21 protein-coding genes and 2 pseudogenes are annotated in these 19,811 nt (G+C 39.6%); 6 read left to right on the top strand and 17 right to left on the bottom strand.

What is annotated here, in order from left to right; all coding sequences use genetic code 11:
• The first annotated feature begins 64 nt into the window (after positions 1-64).
• A complete protein-coding gene (locus tag SANK73390_RS09590) occupies positions 65-1,237 on the top strand; it encodes a putative manganese transporter (RefSeq protein ID WP_462765761.1) in 1,173 nt (390 codons plus the stop codon).
• A 21-nt stretch (positions 1,238-1,258) separates the two neighbouring features.
• On the opposite strand, the gene SANK73390_RS09595 is transcribed toward SANK73390_RS09590, so the two are convergent.
• On the bottom strand, positions 1,259-1,693 hold the full coding sequence (locus SANK73390_RS09595; RefSeq protein ID WP_462765763.1) for an AAA family ATPase: 435 nt from the start codon (positions 1,691-1,693) through the stop codon (positions 1,259-1,261).
• Between the two features lie 319 nt (positions 1,694-2,012).
• Here SANK73390_RS09595 and asnS point away from each other — a divergent pair, with 319 nt between their 5' ends.
• On the top strand, positions 2,013-3,410 hold the full coding sequence (asnS, locus tag SANK73390_RS09600) for an asparagine--tRNA ligase (RefSeq protein ID WP_462765765.1): 1,398 nt from the start codon (positions 2,013-2,015) through the stop codon (positions 3,408-3,410).
• Positions 3,411-3,506: 96 nt separating this feature from the next.
• On the opposite strand, the gene SANK73390_RS09605 is transcribed toward asnS, so the two are convergent.
• The 8 genes from SANK73390_RS09605 to SANK73390_RS09640 form a co-directional block, all read right to left on the bottom strand.
• Positions 3,507-6,365: a TonB-dependent receptor plug domain-containing protein gene (locus SANK73390_RS09605; protein ID WP_462765767.1), complete on the bottom strand. Its 2,859-nt coding sequence runs from the start codon at positions 6,363-6,365 to the stop codon at positions 3,507-3,509.
• A gap of 370 nt (positions 6,366-6,735) precedes the next feature.
• The gene (locus SANK73390_RS09610) at positions 6,736-7,242 is read right to left on the bottom strand and encodes a 2-thiouracil desulfurase family protein (RefSeq protein ID WP_462765769.1); all 507 of its coding nucleotides are present in this window, start codon (positions 7,240-7,242) and stop codon (positions 6,736-6,738) included.
• A 60-nt stretch (positions 7,243-7,302) separates the two neighbouring features.
• Entirely contained in the window at positions 7,303-7,518 is a 216-nt protein-coding gene (locus tag SANK73390_RS09615; RefSeq protein WP_462765771.1) for a hypothetical protein, read from the bottom strand.
• A gap of 22 nt (positions 7,519-7,540) precedes the next feature.
• Positions 7,541-8,164 (bottom strand): SCO family protein, encoded by a 624-nt coding sequence (locus SANK73390_RS09620; RefSeq protein WP_462765773.1) that lies wholly within the window; start codon positions 8,162-8,164, stop codon positions 7,541-7,543.
• Complete coding sequence (locus SANK73390_RS09625) at positions 8,157-8,555, bottom strand: hypothetical protein (protein WP_462765775.1); 399 nt, start codon at positions 8,553-8,555, stop codon at positions 8,157-8,159. The genes SANK73390_RS09620 and SANK73390_RS09625 overlap by 8 nt, the downstream gene beginning before the upstream one ends.
• 15 nt (positions 8,556-8,570) lie before the next feature.
• The gene (locus tag SANK73390_RS09630) at positions 8,571-9,116 is read right to left on the bottom strand and encodes a hypothetical protein (RefSeq protein WP_462765777.1); all 546 of its coding nucleotides are present in this window, start codon (positions 9,114-9,116) and stop codon (positions 8,571-8,573) included.
• A 61-nt stretch (positions 9,117-9,177) separates the two neighbouring features.
• Positions 9,178-9,897: an MFS transporter gene (locus SANK73390_RS09635; protein WP_462765779.1), complete on the bottom strand. Its 720-nt coding sequence runs from the start codon at positions 9,895-9,897 to the stop codon at positions 9,178-9,180.
• On the bottom strand, positions 9,881-10,360 hold the full coding sequence (locus SANK73390_RS09640) for a hypothetical protein (protein ID WP_462765781.1): 480 nt from the start codon (positions 10,358-10,360) through the stop codon (positions 9,881-9,883). The genes SANK73390_RS09635 and SANK73390_RS09640 overlap by 17 nt, the downstream gene beginning before the upstream one ends.
• A 156-nt stretch (positions 10,361-10,516) precedes the next feature.
• Between SANK73390_RS09640 and SANK73390_RS09645 the strand changes: the two genes are divergently transcribed.
• A complete protein-coding gene (locus SANK73390_RS09645; RefSeq protein WP_462765783.1) occupies positions 10,517-11,476 on the top strand; it encodes a LysR substrate-binding domain-containing protein in 960 nt (319 codons plus the stop codon).
• 323 nt (positions 11,477-11,799) lie between these two features.
• Here the strand turns inward: SANK73390_RS09645 and SANK73390_RS09650 are convergent, their stop codons facing one another.
• From SANK73390_RS09650 to SANK73390_RS09675, 6 genes are all read right to left on the bottom strand, one after another.
• Entirely contained in the window at positions 11,800-12,555 is a 756-nt protein-coding gene (locus tag SANK73390_RS09650; protein ID WP_462765785.1) for a fasciclin domain-containing protein, read from the bottom strand.
• 44 nt (positions 12,556-12,599) lie between these two features.
• Positions 12,600-12,785 carry a fasciclin domain-containing protein gene (locus SANK73390_RS09655; RefSeq protein ID WP_462765787.1) on the bottom strand — a complete coding sequence of 62 codons (186 nt, stop codon included), beginning with the start codon at positions 12,783-12,785 and terminating at the stop codon, positions 12,600-12,602.
• Positions 12,766-13,461 carry a fasciclin domain-containing protein gene (locus SANK73390_RS09660; protein ID WP_462765789.1) on the bottom strand — a complete coding sequence of 232 codons (696 nt, stop codon included), beginning with the start codon at positions 13,459-13,461 and terminating at the stop codon, positions 12,766-12,768. Before SANK73390_RS09660 ends, SANK73390_RS09655 begins: the two co-directional genes overlap by 20 nt.
• Positions 13,462-13,637: 176 nt before the next feature.
• Positions 13,638-14,147, bottom strand: coding sequence for a GrpB family protein (locus tag SANK73390_RS09665; protein ID WP_462765791.1), 510 nt, complete (start codon positions 14,145-14,147; stop codon positions 13,638-13,640).
• Between the two features lie 192 nt (positions 14,148-14,339).
• Positions 14,340-14,867, bottom strand: a complete 528-nt coding sequence (locus tag SANK73390_RS09670) for a GrpB family protein (protein WP_462765793.1) — start codon at positions 14,865-14,867, stop codon at positions 14,340-14,342.
• Positions 14,868-14,962: 95 nt separating this feature from the next.
• Positions 14,963-15,340 carry a hypothetical protein gene (locus tag SANK73390_RS09675; RefSeq protein WP_462765795.1) on the bottom strand — a complete coding sequence of 126 codons (378 nt, stop codon included), beginning with the start codon at positions 15,338-15,340 and terminating at the stop codon, positions 14,963-14,965.
• Positions 15,341-15,599: 259 nt separating this feature from the next.
• Here SANK73390_RS09675 and SANK73390_RS09680 point away from each other — a divergent pair, with 259 nt between their 5' ends.
• The 3 genes and pseudogenes from SANK73390_RS09680 to SANK73390_RS09690 all read left to right on the top strand — a co-directional run bounded on the left by SANK73390_RS09680 (position 15,600) and on the right by SANK73390_RS09690 (position 17,735).
• Entirely contained in the window at positions 15,600-15,767 is a 168-nt protein-coding gene (locus SANK73390_RS09680; protein WP_462765797.1) for a DUF6435 family protein, read from the top strand.
• A gap of 131 nt (positions 15,768-15,898) precedes the next feature.
• Positions 15,899-17,056: pseudogene (locus SANK73390_RS09685) on the top strand (IS3 family transposase); the annotation flags it as partial.
• A 160-nt stretch (positions 17,057-17,216) separates the two neighbouring features.
• The gene (locus SANK73390_RS09690) at positions 17,217-17,735 is read left to right on the top strand and encodes an SEL1-like repeat protein (protein ID WP_462765799.1); all 519 of its coding nucleotides are present in this window, start codon (positions 17,217-17,219) and stop codon (positions 17,733-17,735) included.
• Positions 17,736-17,861: 126 nt separating this feature from the next.
• Here the strand turns inward: SANK73390_RS09690 and SANK73390_RS09695 are convergent, their stop codons facing one another.
• Together SANK73390_RS09695 and SANK73390_RS09700 are read right to left on the bottom strand one after the other, a co-directional pair.
• On the bottom strand, positions 17,862-18,695 hold the full coding sequence (locus tag SANK73390_RS09695) for an acyl-CoA thioester hydrolase/BAAT C-terminal domain-containing protein (protein ID WP_462765801.1): 834 nt from the start codon (positions 18,693-18,695) through the stop codon (positions 17,862-17,864).
• Between the two features lie 171 nt (positions 18,696-18,866).
• Positions 18,867-19,811: pseudogene (locus SANK73390_RS09700) on the bottom strand (ISAs1 family transposase); the annotation flags it as partial.

Genomic DNA, 19,811 nt, shown 5'->3' on the forward strand with positions numbered 1-19,811 from the left:
TGATATTGATTATCATTTACAAATGACGTAAGGTGTGATCAGTCACAGATTTTGGTCACGCCCTATGTTTTTTTATTCTCTCAAACACGCTGTAAATTTCACCGCTCTTCAAGGTAAGTTTACAAGCAATAAACGCCTGTTATTGCCTATTTTACTGGCTTTGGCTATCGCTTACCCGCCACTTAGGTCGGTGACAATAACAACTTTGGCCGATGCATTTTTTCAAGTGACCATATTTGTTGCGTCTACGCTTTACCTCTACCGCCACCTTGTTGACCAACTTCCTAACTTACAACTGAGCGCACTACATACTCGTTCACCTATTTTAGAGGTTGCATTTGCAGCTTTCCTTGGCGCCTTGCCTGGCTGTGGCGGCGCTATCGTAGTCGTAACACAATTTACTCAACGTCAAGCCAGTTTTGGCGCCCTAGTTGCGGTGTTAACGGCAACAATGGGCGATGCCGCCTTTTTATTGTTAGCGCAAAAGCCATTTGAAGGATTGCTAATATTGCTACTTGGTATCTCGGTCGGCTTTTTAAGTGGTATAGCAGTTAATCGGTTTTGTAACCCTTTGCCTGCCAGTGCTATTGCAAAGCCCCTAATGAAAATGCGTACAAAACCAATCAGTTATGCTGATCAAATTAGTATCATCTATTGGCAAATAATTATGTTGCCGTGTCTTATTATTGCTCTATTAATGGCATTTAACATTGATTTTGGCGTATTTACTCATGCTATCGAACTGTTTGGCTGCACGATGGCAGTTTTAATTGCAATCATTTGGTCATTCAGCCCTGTTACTTCTACAAATAATATGGAGAGTTCCTCTACCGAGAAGCCAAACATTAAAGAAAAACAAGCTGCTCGTTATTTGCAAATTATTAAAGATACGCATTTTGTCAGTGCTTGGGTAATTGTTAGTTTTATGCTCTACGAAATACTGGTGAATGTAGGCGGGTTAGACGTAGCTTCTTGGTTTAGTGAGTTTGCATTATATACGCCGTTGATGGCTGTTTTGGTTGGTTTACTACCCGGGTGTGGTCCGCAAATTGTTGTAACGACATTGTACATTCAAGGTATTATTCCCTTTAGTGCACTAGCAGGTAATGCTATTTCAAACGATGGTGATGCCTTGTTTCCGGCCATCGCGCTGGCTCCAAAAGCAGCGCTACTCGCTACTTTATATTCAACCATTCCTGCGCTTATCGTTGCATACACATTATACTGGTGGTCTTAAAAGTAATACACTAGCGGTATATTACCATTCAAACAAATAGGCCATTTTGCTTATCGTTTTGAGTGCCACACCATGTGTATTACGTTTGGCATAAAGGTGCTGTAATGATTTATCTTTAACTTCCCCAACAATCACTTCTTTCACTTGATAACCCATTGCCGTTGCCGCCGCACTGTACGCCACAAACTCCCACTTTTTGATGTTGGTGTTATCAACGATAACCAGAGGGATCCCTTCTTTTAGGCCATTAATAAAACGTGCTAAGTTTAGGTTATGGTATTCGGGAAGTTTAAACTTTTCAAAATGATATTCTCGCGCATCATTGTAAAAATAATCATCCGTTGCACAGATTAAATATTGACCTTCATCACCTGCAACTAAATCATCTGCAAGTGTTTGCGCGTAATAGCTCTTACCGCATCCGGGTAAGCCCCTTAAAATAAAAACTTGTTTCATCGCCAATAGCAACACCTAAAATTTGAACAATTCGATTCTGGAAGTAGGCGCATATCATGCCACAACTTTTCAATTTAATCATGAATTACCTGTACCCCTATTTTATTAGAGTACCACAATTTATTCGCCTGCTTTAACGCAGTTTAAAAAACGCACAAAACAATGCTGAAATTGTGTGTATACCTCATTAACTTGTAAAAGAGTTGCGATTGAGTGTTTTTTTATTGCCTTATCAAAGGTAAGATATGGGTCACGTGCCTGCACTGTATATCAGGTACAATCGAATAATTATTAGGTAACTTATATCATTGGAGTGAAGATGAGCCACATAGCGATAACGGAGCTACTCAAGGGCACCGTTGCGGTCGACAACCAAGTAACAATAAAAGGTTGGATCCGTACACGCCGCGATTCAAAAGCAGGTATTTCTTTCTTAGCCGTTCATGACGGTTCTTGTTTTGACCCTATCCAAGCAGTTGTTCCTAATTCGCTCAATAATTATGATGAAGTTACCCGCTTAACAGCAGGTTGCTCAGTTAAAGTAACTGGCGTGTTAGTAAAATCTGAAGGCCAAGGTCAAGCATTTGAAATTCAAGCTAACTCAGTTGAAGTATTAGGGTGGGTAGAAAATCCAGACTCATATCCTATGGCTGCAAAGCGCCATAGTATTGAATATTTGCGTGAACACGCACACCTTCGTCCACGCACCAACGTAATTGGTGCAGTAACTCGCGTGCGAAACTGTTTATCACAAGCACTACATCGTTTTTTCCACGAGCAAGGTTACATGTGGATCAGCACCCCAATCATCACAGCCAGTGACTGTGAAGGTGCAGGCGAAATGTTTCGTGTTTCAACGCTTGATATGAACAATCTGCCACGCACAGACAAAGGCGATGTTGATTACAGTGAAGATTTTTTTGGTAAAGAAGCGTTTCTAACTGTATCAGGTCAGCTAAATGGTGAGACTTATGCCAGCGCCATGTCAAAAGTTTATACTTTTGGCCCAACTTTCCGTGCTGAAAACTCAAATACTTCAAGACACCTTGCTGAGTTTTGGATGGTTGAACCAGAAGTGGCATTTGCTGATTTAGACGACATTGCAAAATTAGCCGAAAACATGCTCAAGTATGTGTTTAATGCAGTGTTAACAGAACGTCGTGATGATATGGAGTTTTTCGCGCAGCGTATTGAAAAAAATGCTATTTCGCGTTTAGAGGAATTTGTAGATAAAGACTTTGCCCAAGTAGATTACACTGATGCAGTAGAAATTCTAAAAGACTGTGGTAAAAAGTTTGAATTCCCAGTTGATTGGGGCGTTGATTTACAATCTGAGCATGAACGTTACTTAGCAGAAGAGCACTTTAAAGCACCAGTAGTTATTAAAAACTACCCACGCGATATCAAAGCTTTTTATATGCGCCAAAACGAAGATGGAAAAACCGTAGCAGCAATGGACGTTGTAGCCCCGGGTATTGGTGAAATAATCGGTGGCTCTCAACGTGAAGAACGTTTAGATGTACTCGATGCACGTTTAGAAGAAATGGGCTTAAACAAAGAAGATTACAGCTGGTACCGTGACTTGCGTAAATACGGCACCGTACCTCACTCTGGATTTGGCCTTGGCTTTGAGCGTTTAGTAGCGTATGTAACTGGCATGGGTAACGTGCGTGATGTGATTGCCTTCCCTCGCACCAAAGGCAGTGCTACTTACTAAAATAGATTACAAAATATAAAAATACCCAGCAAATGCTGGGTATTTTTATATCTCTATTTAGGGTGTGAGCTAAAGCTCGCTATCCCAAACAACCAGTTAAAACTTCCCAACCCATTCAAGCGAGAAAGTACGACCCATTACGGCCGTTGTTACCGGGTATCTGCCACGGTTAAACCAAGGGTCATCTCCCGTATAACTTTTATCATTTCGAGCGCGAGAATCACGCAGGTTATTAACCCCTAACTTAATATTATGGTTATCGTTTAGTATATAAGTCACGCCTAAATTATAGATTAGCCAAGGTTTCATGCGTGCCGCCAAGGCTCGCTTTTCGTCTGAAGGGTTGCGTATTTCATCAGGGTCTTCATAGTTCCAACTAGATCCAAAGCGGGTTTGTTGTAACTGCACAACCCAATCATTTTTGCGCCAGCCAAACTTGTTATCCCATCGTGAGCGAAAGTCGTTATTCAAGTAGCTATCTCGGTACTCTTTATCAATTTCATCTCCTGGGAACTGTTGATTAACCATTTCAAGTACATGTGTAAATTTAAGGTCCATATCAAACTCACCATATACACCAAAATCAAAGTCAGTTTTAAGGTTAATATCAAAACCGGTTTGCTCTTTTAACGACTGATTAATATAGGTTGTATGGGCTGTATTTACTGTTAAGCCCACATCTGGCTGTGCAGCATCAAAGCGCTTAATACGATTGAGCACATCGTCGCACAACGCTTGATTTTGTTCTTGACCGTTGCGGCATTTTGCTTCTGTGGTGAAAAAGTGATCGGTATCCCAGCTATCAACCTGATCTTTAATACGAATGCGATATAAATCAGCAATTAGGTCAATTTCCTCTGTAACACTCCACACAAACCCTAATGTGGCTGAGTAGCCTGTTTCTTCTTTAAGGTCTTTATTGCCAGTACGTGTGCCTTGAAAACGCTGTCCTTCACGTAATTTACCAGCGCTATCCATATCACACTGATAGCCAATTGCATCATTTTCAGCAGCAGACAACCCCGTGCTTTGTTGATTAACAATTTGTACGCATTTACTCTCTAACCAATAGTCGGTAAAAGACTGATAGAAGCCTGAAGGGCCAGCAAATACTTGGTGAATGTCTGGTGCTCTAAAGGTAGTACCGTAGTTTGCACGCATTAATAATGTTTCTATCGGGCGATACTCTAAGCCCAGTTGATAGGTAAATGCACCATCTACTGCGGTTTCATCGTCGTAATAGTCATAACGCCCTGCAATACTGGCTTGCAGTTGCTCTGTTACAGGCAGTCTAAATTCCAGTGCGGCACCGTAACGATCACGTTCACCTTTACCTTCTGTACCGGTGAGCCCATTACCCCAGCCAGTTGTTTTATCCAATGTTCTGGGGTCTACTCTAATGGCATAGTCTTCTGTTGACCATTCTAACGCTAAAGCAAAATCAACTGCGCCCGCTGGCAATTCAAACAAAGCACCGGTAATTGAACCATTTACGGTAGTAACAGACGCATCAGCGGATGAATCATTAACTTCGACGATTGCATCTCTACCAGCTTGGTCTAATGGTCGCCAAAAACGCGCAAAATTTGGGTTAAATTCATTAACTGTGCCCGCAATTGGTTGACCAAGGAAGTAATCTAGTGCCTTATCTGAGGCGATTAGATTTTCATACTCAAAACTATCTGAAGCACTATGAGAAAGCGACATTTCATAGTTCCAATCATCAAAAATAAGCCCTTTAAAGCCCGCAGCACTGTAAAGCATTTCATCTTCAAAGTGCGCCCTAACATCACCGACTTCTGCGGGGCTAAATGTACGTGTTAAGTATAAATAACGCTCATTAGTGGCATCCCAAAGCCATTGGTCGCCAATGGCAATGCCTTCAGGCAGTCTATCTGTTCCCCAGCCAATACCATAGCCCCCTCTGTTTTTTGCTTCACTGTCCCAATAAAGTGCTTCAGCAAAAAACTCATGATTATTGCTTAACTGGTATGTTAAGTTGGTATATAGCGATAACTGCTCTCTGTCGTTGATATAAGAACTATCACCTGTGGTGTCTTTACCACAATAAAAACCACGCGAAGGGCGCTCTGACAATGCGTATTCATCCCATTGGTCGCAAACATTATTGCCAAACTCATTCGGGTGCAAATATTTAAAGCCACCGTCAAAGGTAGCCGCCATGATGTTACGCTGATTAACCCTTTGATATTCTGGCTCTTTCTCGGTGTTTGGGCCATCATAATTATCATCAAGCCAATCGCGCTCACTACCAAGCAACATGTCTTGTTTGGAGTACTCAAGTGCATAAGAGACATTTAAATCGCCTTGGCTAAGTCCGCCTGCAATTGAGAATTTACTATTATCACCGCCGCCTTGATCTGATGTGCTATGCCTTAGCCTTACAGTAATATCATCCACCTCTGTTTTAGTGATAATATTAACCACGCCCGCAATGGCATCGGAGCCATATACCGCGGAGCTTCCGCCTGTGAGTATCTCTATTCGAGAGATAGATGCCGCACTGATACTTGATAAATTAAATACGTTATTCTGACCGTTAAATGCGCGGGGGTAGTTGGCAACTCGGCGACCATTAAGCAAGACTAGGGTTCTATTTGCGCCCATTCCTCGCAAATTTACTGTCTCAGCATTGGGAGTAAAACTATTGGTATAACCCTGCCCTTGGGTTGAGCCCGTCGCAGACGACAGCGATTGAATGGCTTCAAATACATTATTAAAACCTTTGGCATCAATATCTTCAGCAGTCATTACCACCACTGGCGATGGGCCCTCAATATCAGCACGACTAATACGTGAGCCTGTTGTGACTATTCGCTCAATTTCTTTGTCGGCACCTTGTTGGGCATTATTTGCCACGACACCTTGACTTGAAAATACCATGCTCCCTAATAGAGCCGTTTTAATAGCAAGACTTAACTTAGAATTTAACATTTCTCCCCCCGATACTCATTTAGTGCAATCAACAATGAGTAATTTAGTTAGTTTTATTGTTTTCGGAGCGCATATAGAAACACAGGGTAAACAAAATGTAAATTACATTTTATTAAATAATTCATTTTTACATTGTATCCATAAGTTGCAAATGGATTCTACGTTCAATTAAAAAAGGCAAATAACAATCGAGAAATAAAAGTATCTGAAATGTTTAAAACCATGATTAATTATCAACTGCTTAGTATTGAAAACTGCTTCACTTTGTGCAGAACTAGCCAGTTTATGAGTAAAAAAGACAGTATTTTGATGAGATGACACATATTTGTACACCACTCTGAATAACTCCTTACAGCATGTGATTGAAGAATCAAACACCGCAGTGTGTTAGCAACGCTTTAAGATCAGCTATATTATGTTGACCAACCACTTGAATACCATGCTGCTTGAGAAGCTCCGTGGTTACACCATTACCTGCTACTTTTTGACCTGTAAAATGACCATCATAAACTGTGCTACTGCCACAACTGGGACTCGATTGTGCTAAAACAGCATATTTGATGCTATATTTTTGACATAATGAAAGCGCTAGTCGTGCACCTGCAATAAAATAACAAGTCAAGTCTGTACCATCTTCTGTTACGACTTTTGCTTCATCCACCAATACTTGTTTTGCCTGCCCCCCTAAAATCTCAGCACTCGCTCTTGGTATAGGCAAACCAGCACCCACTTCAGGGCACACGCTGATCAATTCAAAATGTGAACGCAACCAACATAAATCATCATACGCAATATCTAAACAACTGGCGTTGTATCTCACATTATTGCCAACTAAACATGCACTGATAAGTATTTTTTGTTTAATCTGTACTACCAATTTGTATAATTAACCCTACATTATTGAATTTTATTTATTAAATTCGTTCACACCAAGACTTTAATTGTCAATTAAATGCTCGTAAACGCTAGGCAGCAGCTTGCATACAAGCTCGATAACAACCTCTTTACGCATATCTAACGCAAGCCAACCATCGGTACCTAACATCTCAATTTTTACTATTTTTGGCTGCGTAATTGTAATGCCTTCATAATAACCGAACAAACGAAAGATTCCATGTTCTGTTTTAAGACGGCTAATGTTAAATTCAATCATAATATCAATAAGGCCAAGCGCGTTAAGAGTCTTTGTATTTAATATCGCTTGCAAATATATACGTCAAAAGCTGCTTCGTTAAATAATTTACATTTGAGGTATGATTAAACCGCCCCCGCAGCTGCCCTTTTGGACCAATGATAGACACCGTTGACGAATGAGAAACTGAATAAGTATTTTGTATACGAGCTACTTTAAACCTTATTCCTAAGCTATTAGCCAAACTGCGCAGCGACTTAAGTTCCCCAGTAACGCCTATAAATGATTGATTGAAGTACTGGGTATATTTATTCACATCAACAACTTGCATTAATGGGTAATCAAGAGAAACAAAAACAAACTGTACCTTTTTACTTTTTAATTTACCATCGATATTCTTGGCCAGTTGCGATAGCCGAGCTAAACCCATGGGGCAAATATCTGGGCAATTGATATACCCAAACACAACAACAGTCCAGTTCCCATCTAAAGCGTTATTGTTAAATTCACCTTCAACGCTCACAAGCGTAAAATCATTTATATTTTTTGGTTTTGCCTGCCACTCTATTGGTGATACTTCACGAGGCTTTGGTGCTGTATGTACCAATACAAGCCCTATCACCACAGCTACTGTTAGCATCAACAAGAACGCAAAATACTTAATCATATGATTTAAACTTAAAGCTTACATAAAGCAAACTTAACGAAATTAAAGCTGGTAAGGTTACGCCACTAAAATCAACAACAAAAAATTCAGGCCCACAAATACCAACCAAAATTTCCCAAACATGAAATACACTATGGCTTACTAACCAAGCTGTTGGCATTAACCATAAAATTAACCGATATTTGGTATTTATTGCGCCATACACAAACGCGATACCTATCAACACGTGGTTAATGCCGATGTCTCTGATAAAGTGCTGATTGAATGGCCCGCGCTCTGGCAACCCCGGCACGAACCAATACCAAGACTCAGGGGCTACGGTCATAAAAACGCCATTTGCAAGCGCAACCACTCCTAACAATGCAGCAAGAACCAAAACAAAAAGGTGCATCACACTCTCCTAGTACTAGTTCAAATGTTTAGTAGGCACTAAATCAACATTATCGACACGAATTTTAGAACATGCCTTACCATGACCTAAGGTGTACTTTAAAGATGGATAAACACGCATAGAGCTAATGGCGAACGCAATACTTACCACCCCCTCACTCCCCCACAAAGCCCTCACTTTCTCGCGTAGTTCATCCGCCTGCGGATTATGAGTTAAAACAAGCTCAGTAAATTGCATTGCCATAACAATTTCATTTGATAACGAGTTTACATCCCAATTTATAATTCCACGCACTACCTCTGGCGCTACATTTGCCTCTATTGCCATGTTTACCACCAATTGTGTACAAGGCCCACAATCCTCAGATATGATTGCACGCAATCTAGCAGCAAAAATAATACTCGCAGGCATTTTGGCTTGATGAGATGACATACTCTGAAATGCCATAAATTTTATAAATGCAGCTAAATCTGCATTTAGCACATCTTGCATATAACTTACGTCATAGTCATATTTGTGCTTCATTGATATTAGTGATTTGTTTAATAAGTAACGGATCATATGTTTTTCCTTAAAAGCTGCCAGCTAGGCTTACCTGCATGAGATTTTTAATATATGGTTATTATTGATAATTAGAGATAGTGCGTGTTTGTTCCGGCACTCTTAAAAGCTTAACGAATGCCAATAAACTAATAAAAAATAGGCCTGTACAAGTGTAAAGCATGACTTCAAAATGCTCGTTATTACTCACCAAACTTGCACCTAACAATGGGCCGCTCGCAAGACCTAAATATGACACCACTGCAGTAATGGCGCTCAACCTGCCACTACTATCAAGCTGTGCGCTGGCTGCAAGTAAATATGCATGTACAGCAGGCCAAGCAGTAAAAAGCAGACCCATAGCCAAGATGTAAAAAAATGGAATATGTGAAAAACACAGTAATACCGCTGCAATTATTGACATTATCATGCCAATTATAACTGGGCGCATGCGACCAAATCGATTTGAGTATATAACGGGAAACAGCGCCCCAAATAACCCTAAAAAACCTGTTGTAGCAATGTATATATTTATTTTTTCTGGTTTAATCTGGGCATGCTCACCAATTAGGCTCACATAAGCCCAAATTGCATTCGCGGCACCTAGATATAATACGATGGCGAATAACAGTAAAAACGAACGTCTATCAATTCTTAACACAGGCATTTTGATATACACTGTATTGCATTTTAAATCCATTTTAGGTAGTAAACAGATAAACAATACGCTGACAAGCGAACAGCACCCCATAACGTAAAACACAGTGTATTTACCAAGCAGTGTTTCAATTGCGCTTAGCATATAGATCACAACTGACCCGAGAGAAAACTGTAACAGTAATAAAAATCCAAACGCGCGGTCTGGGGTTTTCAACCGGCCAAGCACTGAAAAAGTTAATCCAACACTCACTCCGCCGATAATACCCGCTAAAAAATCGCCAAACGAGCATAACGCTATAGTTATCAACCCAAGCTGTAGCAAGATCCAGCCCGGACATCAAAACTAATAGAATAAGAGTAAAACGCTGCCAAGGCACTCTTTTAACTAAAAAAACGCCAATAATACTACCTATTAGATTTCCATAACCGTTAAAAGCAACAATTTGACCTGCTTGTACCGTATTAAAACCTATATTGTTAACCAATGCGTTTACCACAGCGGGTAAAAAGTTAATGTAAAACACCCCTGACATAGTAATAAATGCAAGCATGAAATACGCCCAATTGCTTTGCTTTATAGGGTTGTATGTTGCTTTATAATGCAAGTCCCCTCCTCATTCGCTAGATAAACCGATGTTGTATAAAAGACTAACGTACTGATAAAAGGTTGAAAATTGGCAATCCCCCCTTTCAGTCATGAATGTAATTCATGACTATTTACTGTTATAGTCTATGTGGCACTACGTAAATAAGGATATAAAATGGATAAAATGCGCTCTTTAGAATTGTTTTTAGCCACTTTTGATGGCGGTAGCTTTGCATCAGCAGCAAAAAGCTGTAACACCGACCCCTCAACAGTTAGTAAGGCCATTAGCCGCTTGGAAGCACAACTTGGTTTTACCTTGTTTCAACGCTCAACAAGGCAACTTAACGTTACTCCAGCAGGATATCAATATGCCCATAGCGTTCGCAAAATACTTCTTGACCTTGGCGAGTGCGAAATGCAGCTTAAACACATCAATGATACACCAAGCGGCACTTTAAGGATCAGCAGCGCTGTGTGTTATGCCCATCTTTACATTCGCCCTTTATTAAAGGCATTTACGAAACAATACCCCGACATTAAGCTCGAGCTTGATATTACTGATCATCATGTAGATATTATTGAAAAAGGGATAGATATTGCGCTTCGTACCGGATTCATAAAAGACAGTAGGTTAATCGCCAGACAACTAAGCCCAATGGACTTTGTTGTATGTGCTTCACCAGAGTACTTAGCTAAATATGGTACACCTAGCTGCGATGAAGCACTTAATACACACCAATGGATAGGTTTTCGGATAAAAGAAACGGCAACTCTACAGCCAGTTTTTTTACCCGATATTAACGGTAACTACAACTCATATGAATTAACACGTACACATGTTGTAGACGATGGCGAGATGATGGCCTATATGTGCAGCGATGGCTTAGGCATAGCACAAATGCCACATTTTTTAGCTAAAAAATGGCTCGAGAAGGGCGAGCTTTTATCTATATTCCCGTTCTTTAGGCCACCACGACCTGATAATGGGGTATTTGTGATTTATGCCAAAAGAGACTATTTACCTGCTAAGGTCAGTGTATTTATAAATTTTTTAACACAGGCGCTGGCAAATATGGGTGAAAGCACAAATCATACTTGGGCAGAACATTTATCACCATTAGTGGCTTTTGACTAAACATAAGCTCAACTGGGTTTTAAAGCCATTGCCGACGCGCTACCGCATGTCCATGTACACAATTATCATCACTGCGCCTTAAAACTAGTCAAATCTAGCCACAGAGCATAAACAACCAAAGGTTAAATATGTAATTGCAAATTACTTTCAGTCATTAAACAACACTTCATTGATCTTATTTCATTCAGATGGAAGCTATAAATGTGACTGCTTCCCTATTATGTAAGTAAATAATGTTAGCAACTGCATTAGGCGTTAGAAGTGTTTCAGGAATGGCCGACTACGAATAGGTGCTAGCTCTGAGTGAGCTAGCACCGTAGGTATTATTTTGCTTGAGTAATAACTGTCTCAATTAGGTGTACCACACCATTGCTTGTTTGAATATCAGTTACCGTTACATTACTACCTGCAATTTGTAATGAGGTAGCCGGCAAACTAACTTGCCACCAAACATTATTAATGCCTTGCCCCATAGCATCACCAGATTCTAAATCATTAATGTATGTATACAGCGGACGACCTAAGTAAGCAACTTGCATTGTGTTGTCACTACGTGCAACTAATGACAGGCCATCAATATTTTTTATTTCATCGGCGGTTGCAATAATTGGTATCCACGTTTGTACACACGTACTCATCGCATTTTCAAGGTCGTTATCAAACACATAAATCGTTATGCCTGCTTTGCTTGATGCATTACCCGTTACCAACCGCTGATTAACCATGTTATATGCTATCACGTCATTGTTAGTATTGGTTACAGCAGAAAAGTCCATTATTTTTATGCTCAATGATTGGTTGTTAAGAGTTTTAACCTGCTTTGCGTTTGCTGCAAATGCCTCTAAGCTACTAATACTGGCACCAGCTACAACATGCTGTGATAACACCTCCGTCAATGCTGCTGTATCTGCTAGTAATGTATTAAGTGTACTGCTTGGAATTTTTTTAAAGGCGTTATTGGTTGGTGCAAATACAGTGTATTGCTTGTTGGTATCATTAAATGTTTCTACCAAGCTTGCCGCTTGCAAAGCACTCACAAGAGTTGACAACTCTGGGGTTTCAACTGCGGGTTTGTGCAATTGTTTTACTTGACGGAATAGCTTCTGCTGGGGGCATTATCACTTTATTTAGCACATGAATAACACCGTTTATTGATTGGCAGCGTATTCCCTAGCACTGTTTGCGTGCTTTTACCATTGAGTGACATCGCGGTCACTGCATCTACTTCACCCAAAACAACGTGTTGCTTCAAGATATTAGAAAGCGTTTCAGGGTTTGCCAGCAAAGTATTAATAGTTTTTTGTCCCAACGCTGCAAACGCCATCTGTGGGTGCAAATACGGTAAATTTGCTCGAACCATCGCTGAGTACAGCATCAAGATTTGTCACCTCTAATGCTTTTAATAATGTGGTGAAGTTACCCGCAGCCGCTGCAGTTTGAACTATATTAGTCGCAGCGACAGGCTGATCGACAGGTAGTATGAGCACTGCGTCGACAACATGAATAATACCGTTATCAGTTTTAATATCTGTTGCCGTAACACTTACTGTGTTGACCAACAAATTTTCACCATCTAAAGATATCGCGAGCCGTGCACCGTTGACAGTATCAACCGTCGTGCCAGCAAGCCCTATTGCTGTTTGTGAATTTACTTCGCTACTAACAACATGATATCCAAGTATTGCGCTGAGCTTATCAGTATCTTGCAACAACGCATCTACCGTGTCTTGGCCAAGTGCTGCAAAAGCCTCATCAGTTGGCGCAAAGACTGTAAACTTACTGTTTGTATCAGAAAGTGTACTGTCAAGGCCTGTGGCCTCAAGTGCAGCAACCAAAGTAGTAAAGTTACCAGCTCCCTTTGCAGCATCAACAATCGTTGTGGTTGAAACTTCTGGGCTTGGCGTAGTATTAACATGGTTGTCATTGCAGGCGGATAAAAATATGCTAGACACTATCAATAACGATGATTGTATGAATGCTTTCAATGTTGTATTCCTTCTGTCAATTAAAATAAGAACTTTGGGAATTTTACGCTGCATATTTTGTAATCTATCAAAAAATAATTTTTATACGAGAACTTATAACTAAGTACAAAAATCACCCTGCGGTGGTTTGATATGGGAATAAAGAGCGAAACGATACTTGATAACTCGTACTTCAATTAGCTTTGAAAGCGACTCAACATAGATTTTATAAATGGCCACTTTTTCTGAGTATAAGCTTCACGGTCTTCACTATGGCGATTAGCTAAATCTACTTTTAGGTCAGCATATTGTAATGCCACATCAAGGTTGTTTCGCAAAATGTTTCTAAACGCAATTCGCTCGTACCATAGAGGGCTCAAATATGGTATTAAATGTAAATGGTGCGTTCGTACTTCTGGTGATGGTTTACAAAACCAATGCATGACATCAGCTTTGTATGGATAGTAACAATATGAATTATTCGAGAGAATATTTATCGCCCCTTGAGCATCATGCAAACACTTAACCCCGACCATAATATCGATTATCGGCTTGGCAATCATACCTTCAACAGCGGTACTACCTACATGCTCGATAGAACCAATCACATACTGAGATATATGCGTATGCAAAAAATCACGCTCCACATTAAACATGTCTACCCATTTTGCATTGTAATTAACAAGTTTAATCACATCATCTGACACTTTATTTTCACCTCTAAAATTTCAGTTTATGGCTCATAAAACTCACATGATAAGGGCACAAAGCTCATTTTCACAGCTCGATTTGATGCTAAGCGAGCAACAAAGCTAAAAACAGTAATAAAATACTAAACGCCATCATTTTTATTTTATAAATAAACACTGTTTTTTCAATTGTTCAGCCTGATCAGACGGTTATTTACTTAACGTTTTCCAATGTAGCGCTTTAGCTTCATGCTCTTTTAAAAAACTATCTTTGTGATCGCAATACACATCAATATTGTTTGCACACACCCTAGCCCCCCCTTGCTTTAATAAACCATATTGTTTAGCAATATCAGGATAAGCAATTAAGTAATCTCTAAATGCAAGGTGCCTTACTACATCAAACGAACCAAATTCAAAAGCATGTATTTGATGACTTCTCTCATGCTTTCCTTTTTGAAAATAACGCCTACCTGCAATACCATATTCTCCTTTTGCTAGGTATCCAATTAATGCCATCTGTTGATTGTAACTATCAAGCATTGTCAGGTTTTTAACTTCAACAAGCATATCAATTACTGGCTTTGCACAAAGTCCTTTAACAGATGTACTACCTATATGATGTATGCCAACAATATTGGCACCTGCTAACACCGATTCAAGTAAAGTTTTCTCATCTGTGAACGCTTGATGCCAATGTTCTGAATAATTGACAACTTTTATGACTCTTTTACTCATTTATTCTCACTCAACTGCCATCAACGCGGCCAATATTAAAACATTTTGTAGTAGCACACTTTAGTACATAGCTTGCTTAAAATTTATGACTTAATTTATATAGCGCCAATCAAACCCAGTACACCAATTGGCAATAATAACACCCACTGAGGTAACTTAAAAAACGTTTTATAACCAAAGAAAAACCAACCGACGACCAAAAAAACTAATGAAAAAGCAACAAAGGTTATTGATAAACCTAAAGCTAGGTTTTGTAATTCAAAGCGGTTAAACCAACCAATATACGTTAGTGTTACACCCGAAATAACTAACACTAAAGACACTATATGCCAGCACCCTAAAAGGGTTGCTTTTGGTATATCGGGAAGCTCTGAGTTAAGAAAGGGTTTAATAGGGTCTATCTGCCCTGCGAATATATGTATTAAAGAAGTAATTAAAGCAGTTATTCCCGAAAGTAATATCCAAACATTCATCGTACTTTCCTTGTTATTATGTAATATTTAAAATATAGATCAATCACTCTATACTAAACTTAAGTAAACTTGCTTAACAATAAAGCAAAATACCTGCTTTTAAGATACATTTTGTACCGAGTAAACACCAAATTTAATACAAAAAATGAGCTTTCCACCCTACAACATTACAGATATTCATTTACCTTAGCCATGTAAGTTGAACTATTTTTACCTGCCTTTCGTATACAAAGGACACTAGACAATATTGGAGTTATTAATGTTTTCATTTTTTAAGCGCAACCCAACTAAAAAGCTTGAGAAACAGCTCGCAATGCTGCAAGAGCAAGCCATGCACGCACAAAGGCGAGGTGATATTAGAACATACTCTACCCTGACAGCCGAAGCAGATGATGTGTATAAAAAAATACAGGATATTGAATCATAAAAAAAGTAATCCAATAAACTAAATAAGAGCTCAGTTGTTCACAAGGCAAGTACAGAGCTGGCCCAAATTTTCGGACATGACTTTAAGTGGTTGTTCTGTTTTTATAGTAACTAAAAATATTGGAACAGATGATGACTAGAAAACGCAGAAACCACTCTCCTGAATTTAAAGCTAAAGTGGCATTGGCCGCTGCTAAAGGAGATAAAACCGTTGCTGAATTAGCACAAAAATACAATCTTCACGCAAACCAAATCTTTACATAGAAAAAAGAACTGCTTGAAAATGCGGCTATTATCTTCGCATCTGAAAGCTTAACTGGTAAAGGCAACTCAGAAGAAACAGATAAACTACACGCCAAAATCGGTCAGTTAACCATGGAAAATGATTTTTTGGCGAAAGTGCTCGGTCGTTAGATCGGGCATAACGTAAGCATTCGCTGGATAAATCCACCCAACTATCGATAAAGCGTCAGTGTGAGCAGCTCAATATTGCTCGCTCGACCGCTTACTATCATATCAGCCCATAGGCCTCTGTGCTGAGGAGATTGAGTTTCGCCGTATGATCGATGAAATTCACCTCCAGTATCCATTTATGGGCAGTCGGCGTATTCGCACTGCACTGGCTAAAAAGAATCGCCACGTTAATCGTAAGCGGATTGTCAGAATAATGCGGGAGGTGGGCATTGGCGCGATTTACCCCAAGCCAAAAACAACATTGACGAATAAGGCACACAAGGTTTATCCCTACCTGTTGCGTAATATCGAAGTGACTTACCCGAATCAAGCTTGGGCAATTGACATCATCTATATTCCCATGGCAAAAGGCTTCTTATATTTGGTTACGATTATTGACTGGTATAGTCGAAAGGTATTGTCTGGCGACTTTCAAACACTATAGATACGCACTTTTGCATAGAAGCGTTTGAAGAGGTAATTTAACGCTTCGGAGCACCTGATATCTTTAACTCAGATCAAGGCAGTCAGTTTACCAGTACGGAGTTCACACAGAAGCTGCTTAAGCAAAATATACAGATTAGCATAGATGGTAAAGGTCGGTGGATAGACAATGTATTTATCGAAAGATTATGGAGAAGCCTAAAATATGAGGATGTTTATTTAAAGGCGTACACTCCCCCAATAGAAGCAGAGCTTGAAGCAGCAGAGATAGCTCTTGATGAACTGGAGACTAAATGGGGGGACGCTTATCCGCTAGTGATTAACTCATGGCGCAATAAATGGCATAATTTATCAGCATATTTCAAGTATCCAGAGCATATCCGCAAGGCAATTTTAAAAAGAGTAAATCAAACTTTTTCCTGGCACGTGTTATTTACTGGTCTATCTAACAAAAATATACCTATAATTGACTATTATCTAGGGTACAAGTCCACAAGTTTCGTGATTTATAGTAAAATGCGGTGCTTATAACACGAATATATAGGAATGCTTAATGCGTATTTGGGTCCCAGTTATTGTCATGAGTTTTTTATTTTTTCTCAGTGGGTGCAAGTCAAGTGGCTATGTACATATGAAAAAAAACAAGCTAGATAAAGCTGAAATGAATGGCATGAAGCATTATAAAAAGGGTCACTATGAGCAAGCATTTAACTTGCTAAAAGAGCCTGCTCAATGGGGTTATAAAGGCGCTCAGTACGTTTTGGCATTTATGTTTTTAAAAGGCCAACATGTTAAGCAATCACCAGTAATTGGTATGGGGTGGTTAGGTGTTGCTAAAGAAGCAAATGTTTATGAGTGGAGTAACCAATTTGATACTTTTTATAACGCTGCACCTATAGATGTAAAAAATAAAATTGATGAAAAAGTGGCACAATACATTCAGTATTTTGGATTGAAAGCACAAAATGTTACGTGCCAAAAATCTTTGAATACATCAACCAAACGTGTCGATGTTAAATGCCATCATTATGCCGGAACTGGCATATTATATGATATTGAGCTTAGTGAGTAATAATAGCCGCAAATTTAAGTTACAACCCAAGTCAGCTTAAGTTGCCAACTTGGGCGTGTATATGCCAAAGTCACTCGATAATTAACCGTTAAGTTCCCTTGGTAATCACACAAATACAAGTGAGAATTATAATGTACTCGTGAAGTGATTGATTATTGATTGTTTAATCTCTGGTGCAGTCTCTTGGCTAAACCCATGCCCTGTTTCGTACGCGTTATGCGTAACTGAATGTTCAAAATTCTTCTGCTTCAAATAGGACTCAATATCTATTGCCATTTGATATGAAGGCCATACCTGATCTTTTTTGGCCGAAATCATTAGTATTGGACCATTAATATCTTCAAATTTGAACAGCGATTGATTTACAGAATCATTGTTTTCAAGTGCCACTTGAAATCGTTCTAAAAGTTTAGCTTTAGAATCTAAAGCTAAACTTAATGCAGGAATGTCTTTACCATTATATGTCCATGCTGATTTAGGTATTGTTAAACCATACCAAGCAACTTTGCTAGGGGTAGTTACAACGATTGACTTAATACGTTCATCTAAACTTGCCAGCAAGAACGCAGCTTCTGAACCTCTTGAACCACCAACAACACCAATTTTTGAAGAATCTATTGATGGGTGAGACTCAAGATAGTTTATTGCGTTTACAAAATATTCTATAGGGATTTGATCTAAGGTCTTAGCAATACCTTTTTCCTTAAAAAAGGCTACCCCAAGCACAGCAATGCCATGTGGTGCTATCATTTCTCCATTCGCGTTTCCCGCTCCAAGACCTCCTTCAGAACCACCGAAAGCAATTACCACTGGTACTTTCTTATCCACCTTTGGCAGGTACAAGTTAGCTACTAAGTTTTTGTAATCAACTTTATTACTCGTATATTCATACACTTCAGCTTGCCCGCTTATTGATATAAATAAGAACATTGAAGTAAGTAGAGCAAATAATTTTGGCACGATATCTCCTTGTTGCGCTAACGAGACTTTAGAATTACTCGTTTTAATTTATTTTTTAGTATGGCCTCAACCTTAGCCGAGTTCCTATTTTTGTTCAATCATTTAGTGGCTGTATTTCGGTTAAAAAGGCCTATCCTCGTTCAGGGTGAGAGCATACTTTGTTAACTACCATTAACCGAAGATAAGCTCGGCCCTGAATTCATCGTCAAAACTGGCCCGAACACACTTGCCACGTATCGAATCTTTACGTCCTGTGTGCTGCTTTACCTAATTGCGAACAACCCGTCTGAACAGCGCCATATTTTCTGCCGAAATCGGCTCGCTTATCTGGCAAGCGTCTTCCTTAAACACGACATCCAACACCCAGTGCTGTTGGTTCTCGATATGCCAATGATGGCGGATGGCTTTTTGCAACATCTGCACATCTGGCTCTACAGAAGTAACATAAAAGTGCGTATCTATTTTTGTTGTTGAGCCGGACTTGTTGTGTCTTTCAACCGCAACCAGTGAAGTGAGCCCAGGCCATTTTGCTTTTATCTCTTCAGGCAGTTTATCTGCTTTCAGTGCATAAGTGATGCGGGTTTCCTGACGCCCATGACCACTGCTGATTTGTATATCTTCAGGTAAACTCCCCTCTTGGGCAAAGGCAGTTTCAAAACACGAAGCAACTGCTTTATAAAGCGTTTTCTGATTTGCTTTGACCTGAACCAGATAGTCCGCACCTCTTGAAGTCAGCGCTGAGAGTGTCGCTTTCTGACAATGTAGTGCATCTAGTGTGACGATAGAGTCTGAAATATCGAGCACATCTAATAAGGCCCTAACTGCAGGGATCTCGTTGGATTTACTTTCTACGGTACGCTGATACAAAGTTAAACCAGACTCACAATCAAAAGCGGACACCAAGTGTAAGTTATCCTCACGCTTTTTACTGGCACCACGCAGAGTTTTTCCATCAAATGCAATAATTGGCTTGTCAGATTGAGTTCATTGCTCGTTAACCCAACTAAGCTGGGCCAAAATCAGAGAGTCAGTTTCCACTGTTTTAAGAATACGAGCAATACTATGTCGCGTTGGAATACCGTGTTTAAATGCTCTGAACTGTCGGAGCCAAGACAG

This window comes from Pseudoalteromonas sp. SANK 73390 (assembly GCF_054966645.1).

Excerpts from the sequence above, each read along its gene's own strand:
- SANK73390_RS09590 (WP_462765761.1), top strand. The coding sequence starts at position 65 with ATGTTTTTTTATTCTCTCAAACACGCTGTAAATTTCACCGCTCTTCAA.
- SANK73390_RS09595 (WP_462765763.1), bottom strand. The coding sequence starts at position 1,693 with ATGAAACAAGTTTTTATTTTAAGGGGCTTACCCGGATGCGGTAAGAGC.
- asnS (WP_462765765.1), top strand. The coding sequence starts at position 2,013 with ATGAGCCACATAGCGATAACGGAGCTACTCAAGGGCACCGTTGCGGTC.
- SANK73390_RS09605 (WP_462765767.1), bottom strand. The coding sequence starts at position 6,365 with ATGTTAAATTCTAAGTTAAGTCTTGCTATTAAAACGGCTCTATTAGGG.
- SANK73390_RS09615 (WP_462765771.1), bottom strand. The coding sequence starts at position 7,518 with ATGATTGAATTTAACATTAGCCGTCTTAAAACAGAACATGGAATCTTT.
- SANK73390_RS09620 (WP_462765773.1), bottom strand. The coding sequence starts at position 8,164 with ATGATTAAGTATTTTGCGTTCTTGTTGATGCTAACAGTAGCTGTGGTG.
- SANK73390_RS09625 (WP_462765775.1), bottom strand. The coding sequence starts at position 8,555 with ATGCACCTTTTTGTTTTGGTTCTTGCTGCATTGTTAGGAGTGGTTGCG.
- SANK73390_RS09630 (WP_462765777.1), bottom strand. The coding sequence starts at position 9,116 with ATGATCCGTTACTTATTAAACAAATCACTAATATCAATGAAGCACAAA.
- SANK73390_RS09635 (WP_462765779.1), bottom strand. The coding sequence starts at position 9,897 with ATGCTAAGCGCAATTGAAACACTGCTTGGTAAATACACTGTGTTTTAC.
- SANK73390_RS09645 (WP_462765783.1), top strand. The coding sequence starts at position 10,517 with ATGGATAAAATGCGCTCTTTAGAATTGTTTTTAGCCACTTTTGATGGC.
- SANK73390_RS09670 (WP_462765793.1), bottom strand. The coding sequence starts at position 14,867 with ATGAGTAAAAGAGTCATAAAAGTTGTCAATTATTCAGAACATTGGCAT.
- SANK73390_RS09675 (WP_462765795.1), bottom strand. The coding sequence starts at position 15,340 with ATGAATGTTTGGATATTACTTTCGGGAATAACTGCTTTAATTACTTCT.
- SANK73390_RS09680 (WP_462765797.1), top strand. The coding sequence starts at position 15,600 with ATGTTTTCATTTTTTAAGCGCAACCCAACTAAAAAGCTTGAGAAACAG.
- SANK73390_RS09690 (WP_462765799.1), top strand. The coding sequence starts at position 17,217 with ATGCGTATTTGGGTCCCAGTTATTGTCATGAGTTTTTTATTTTTTCTC.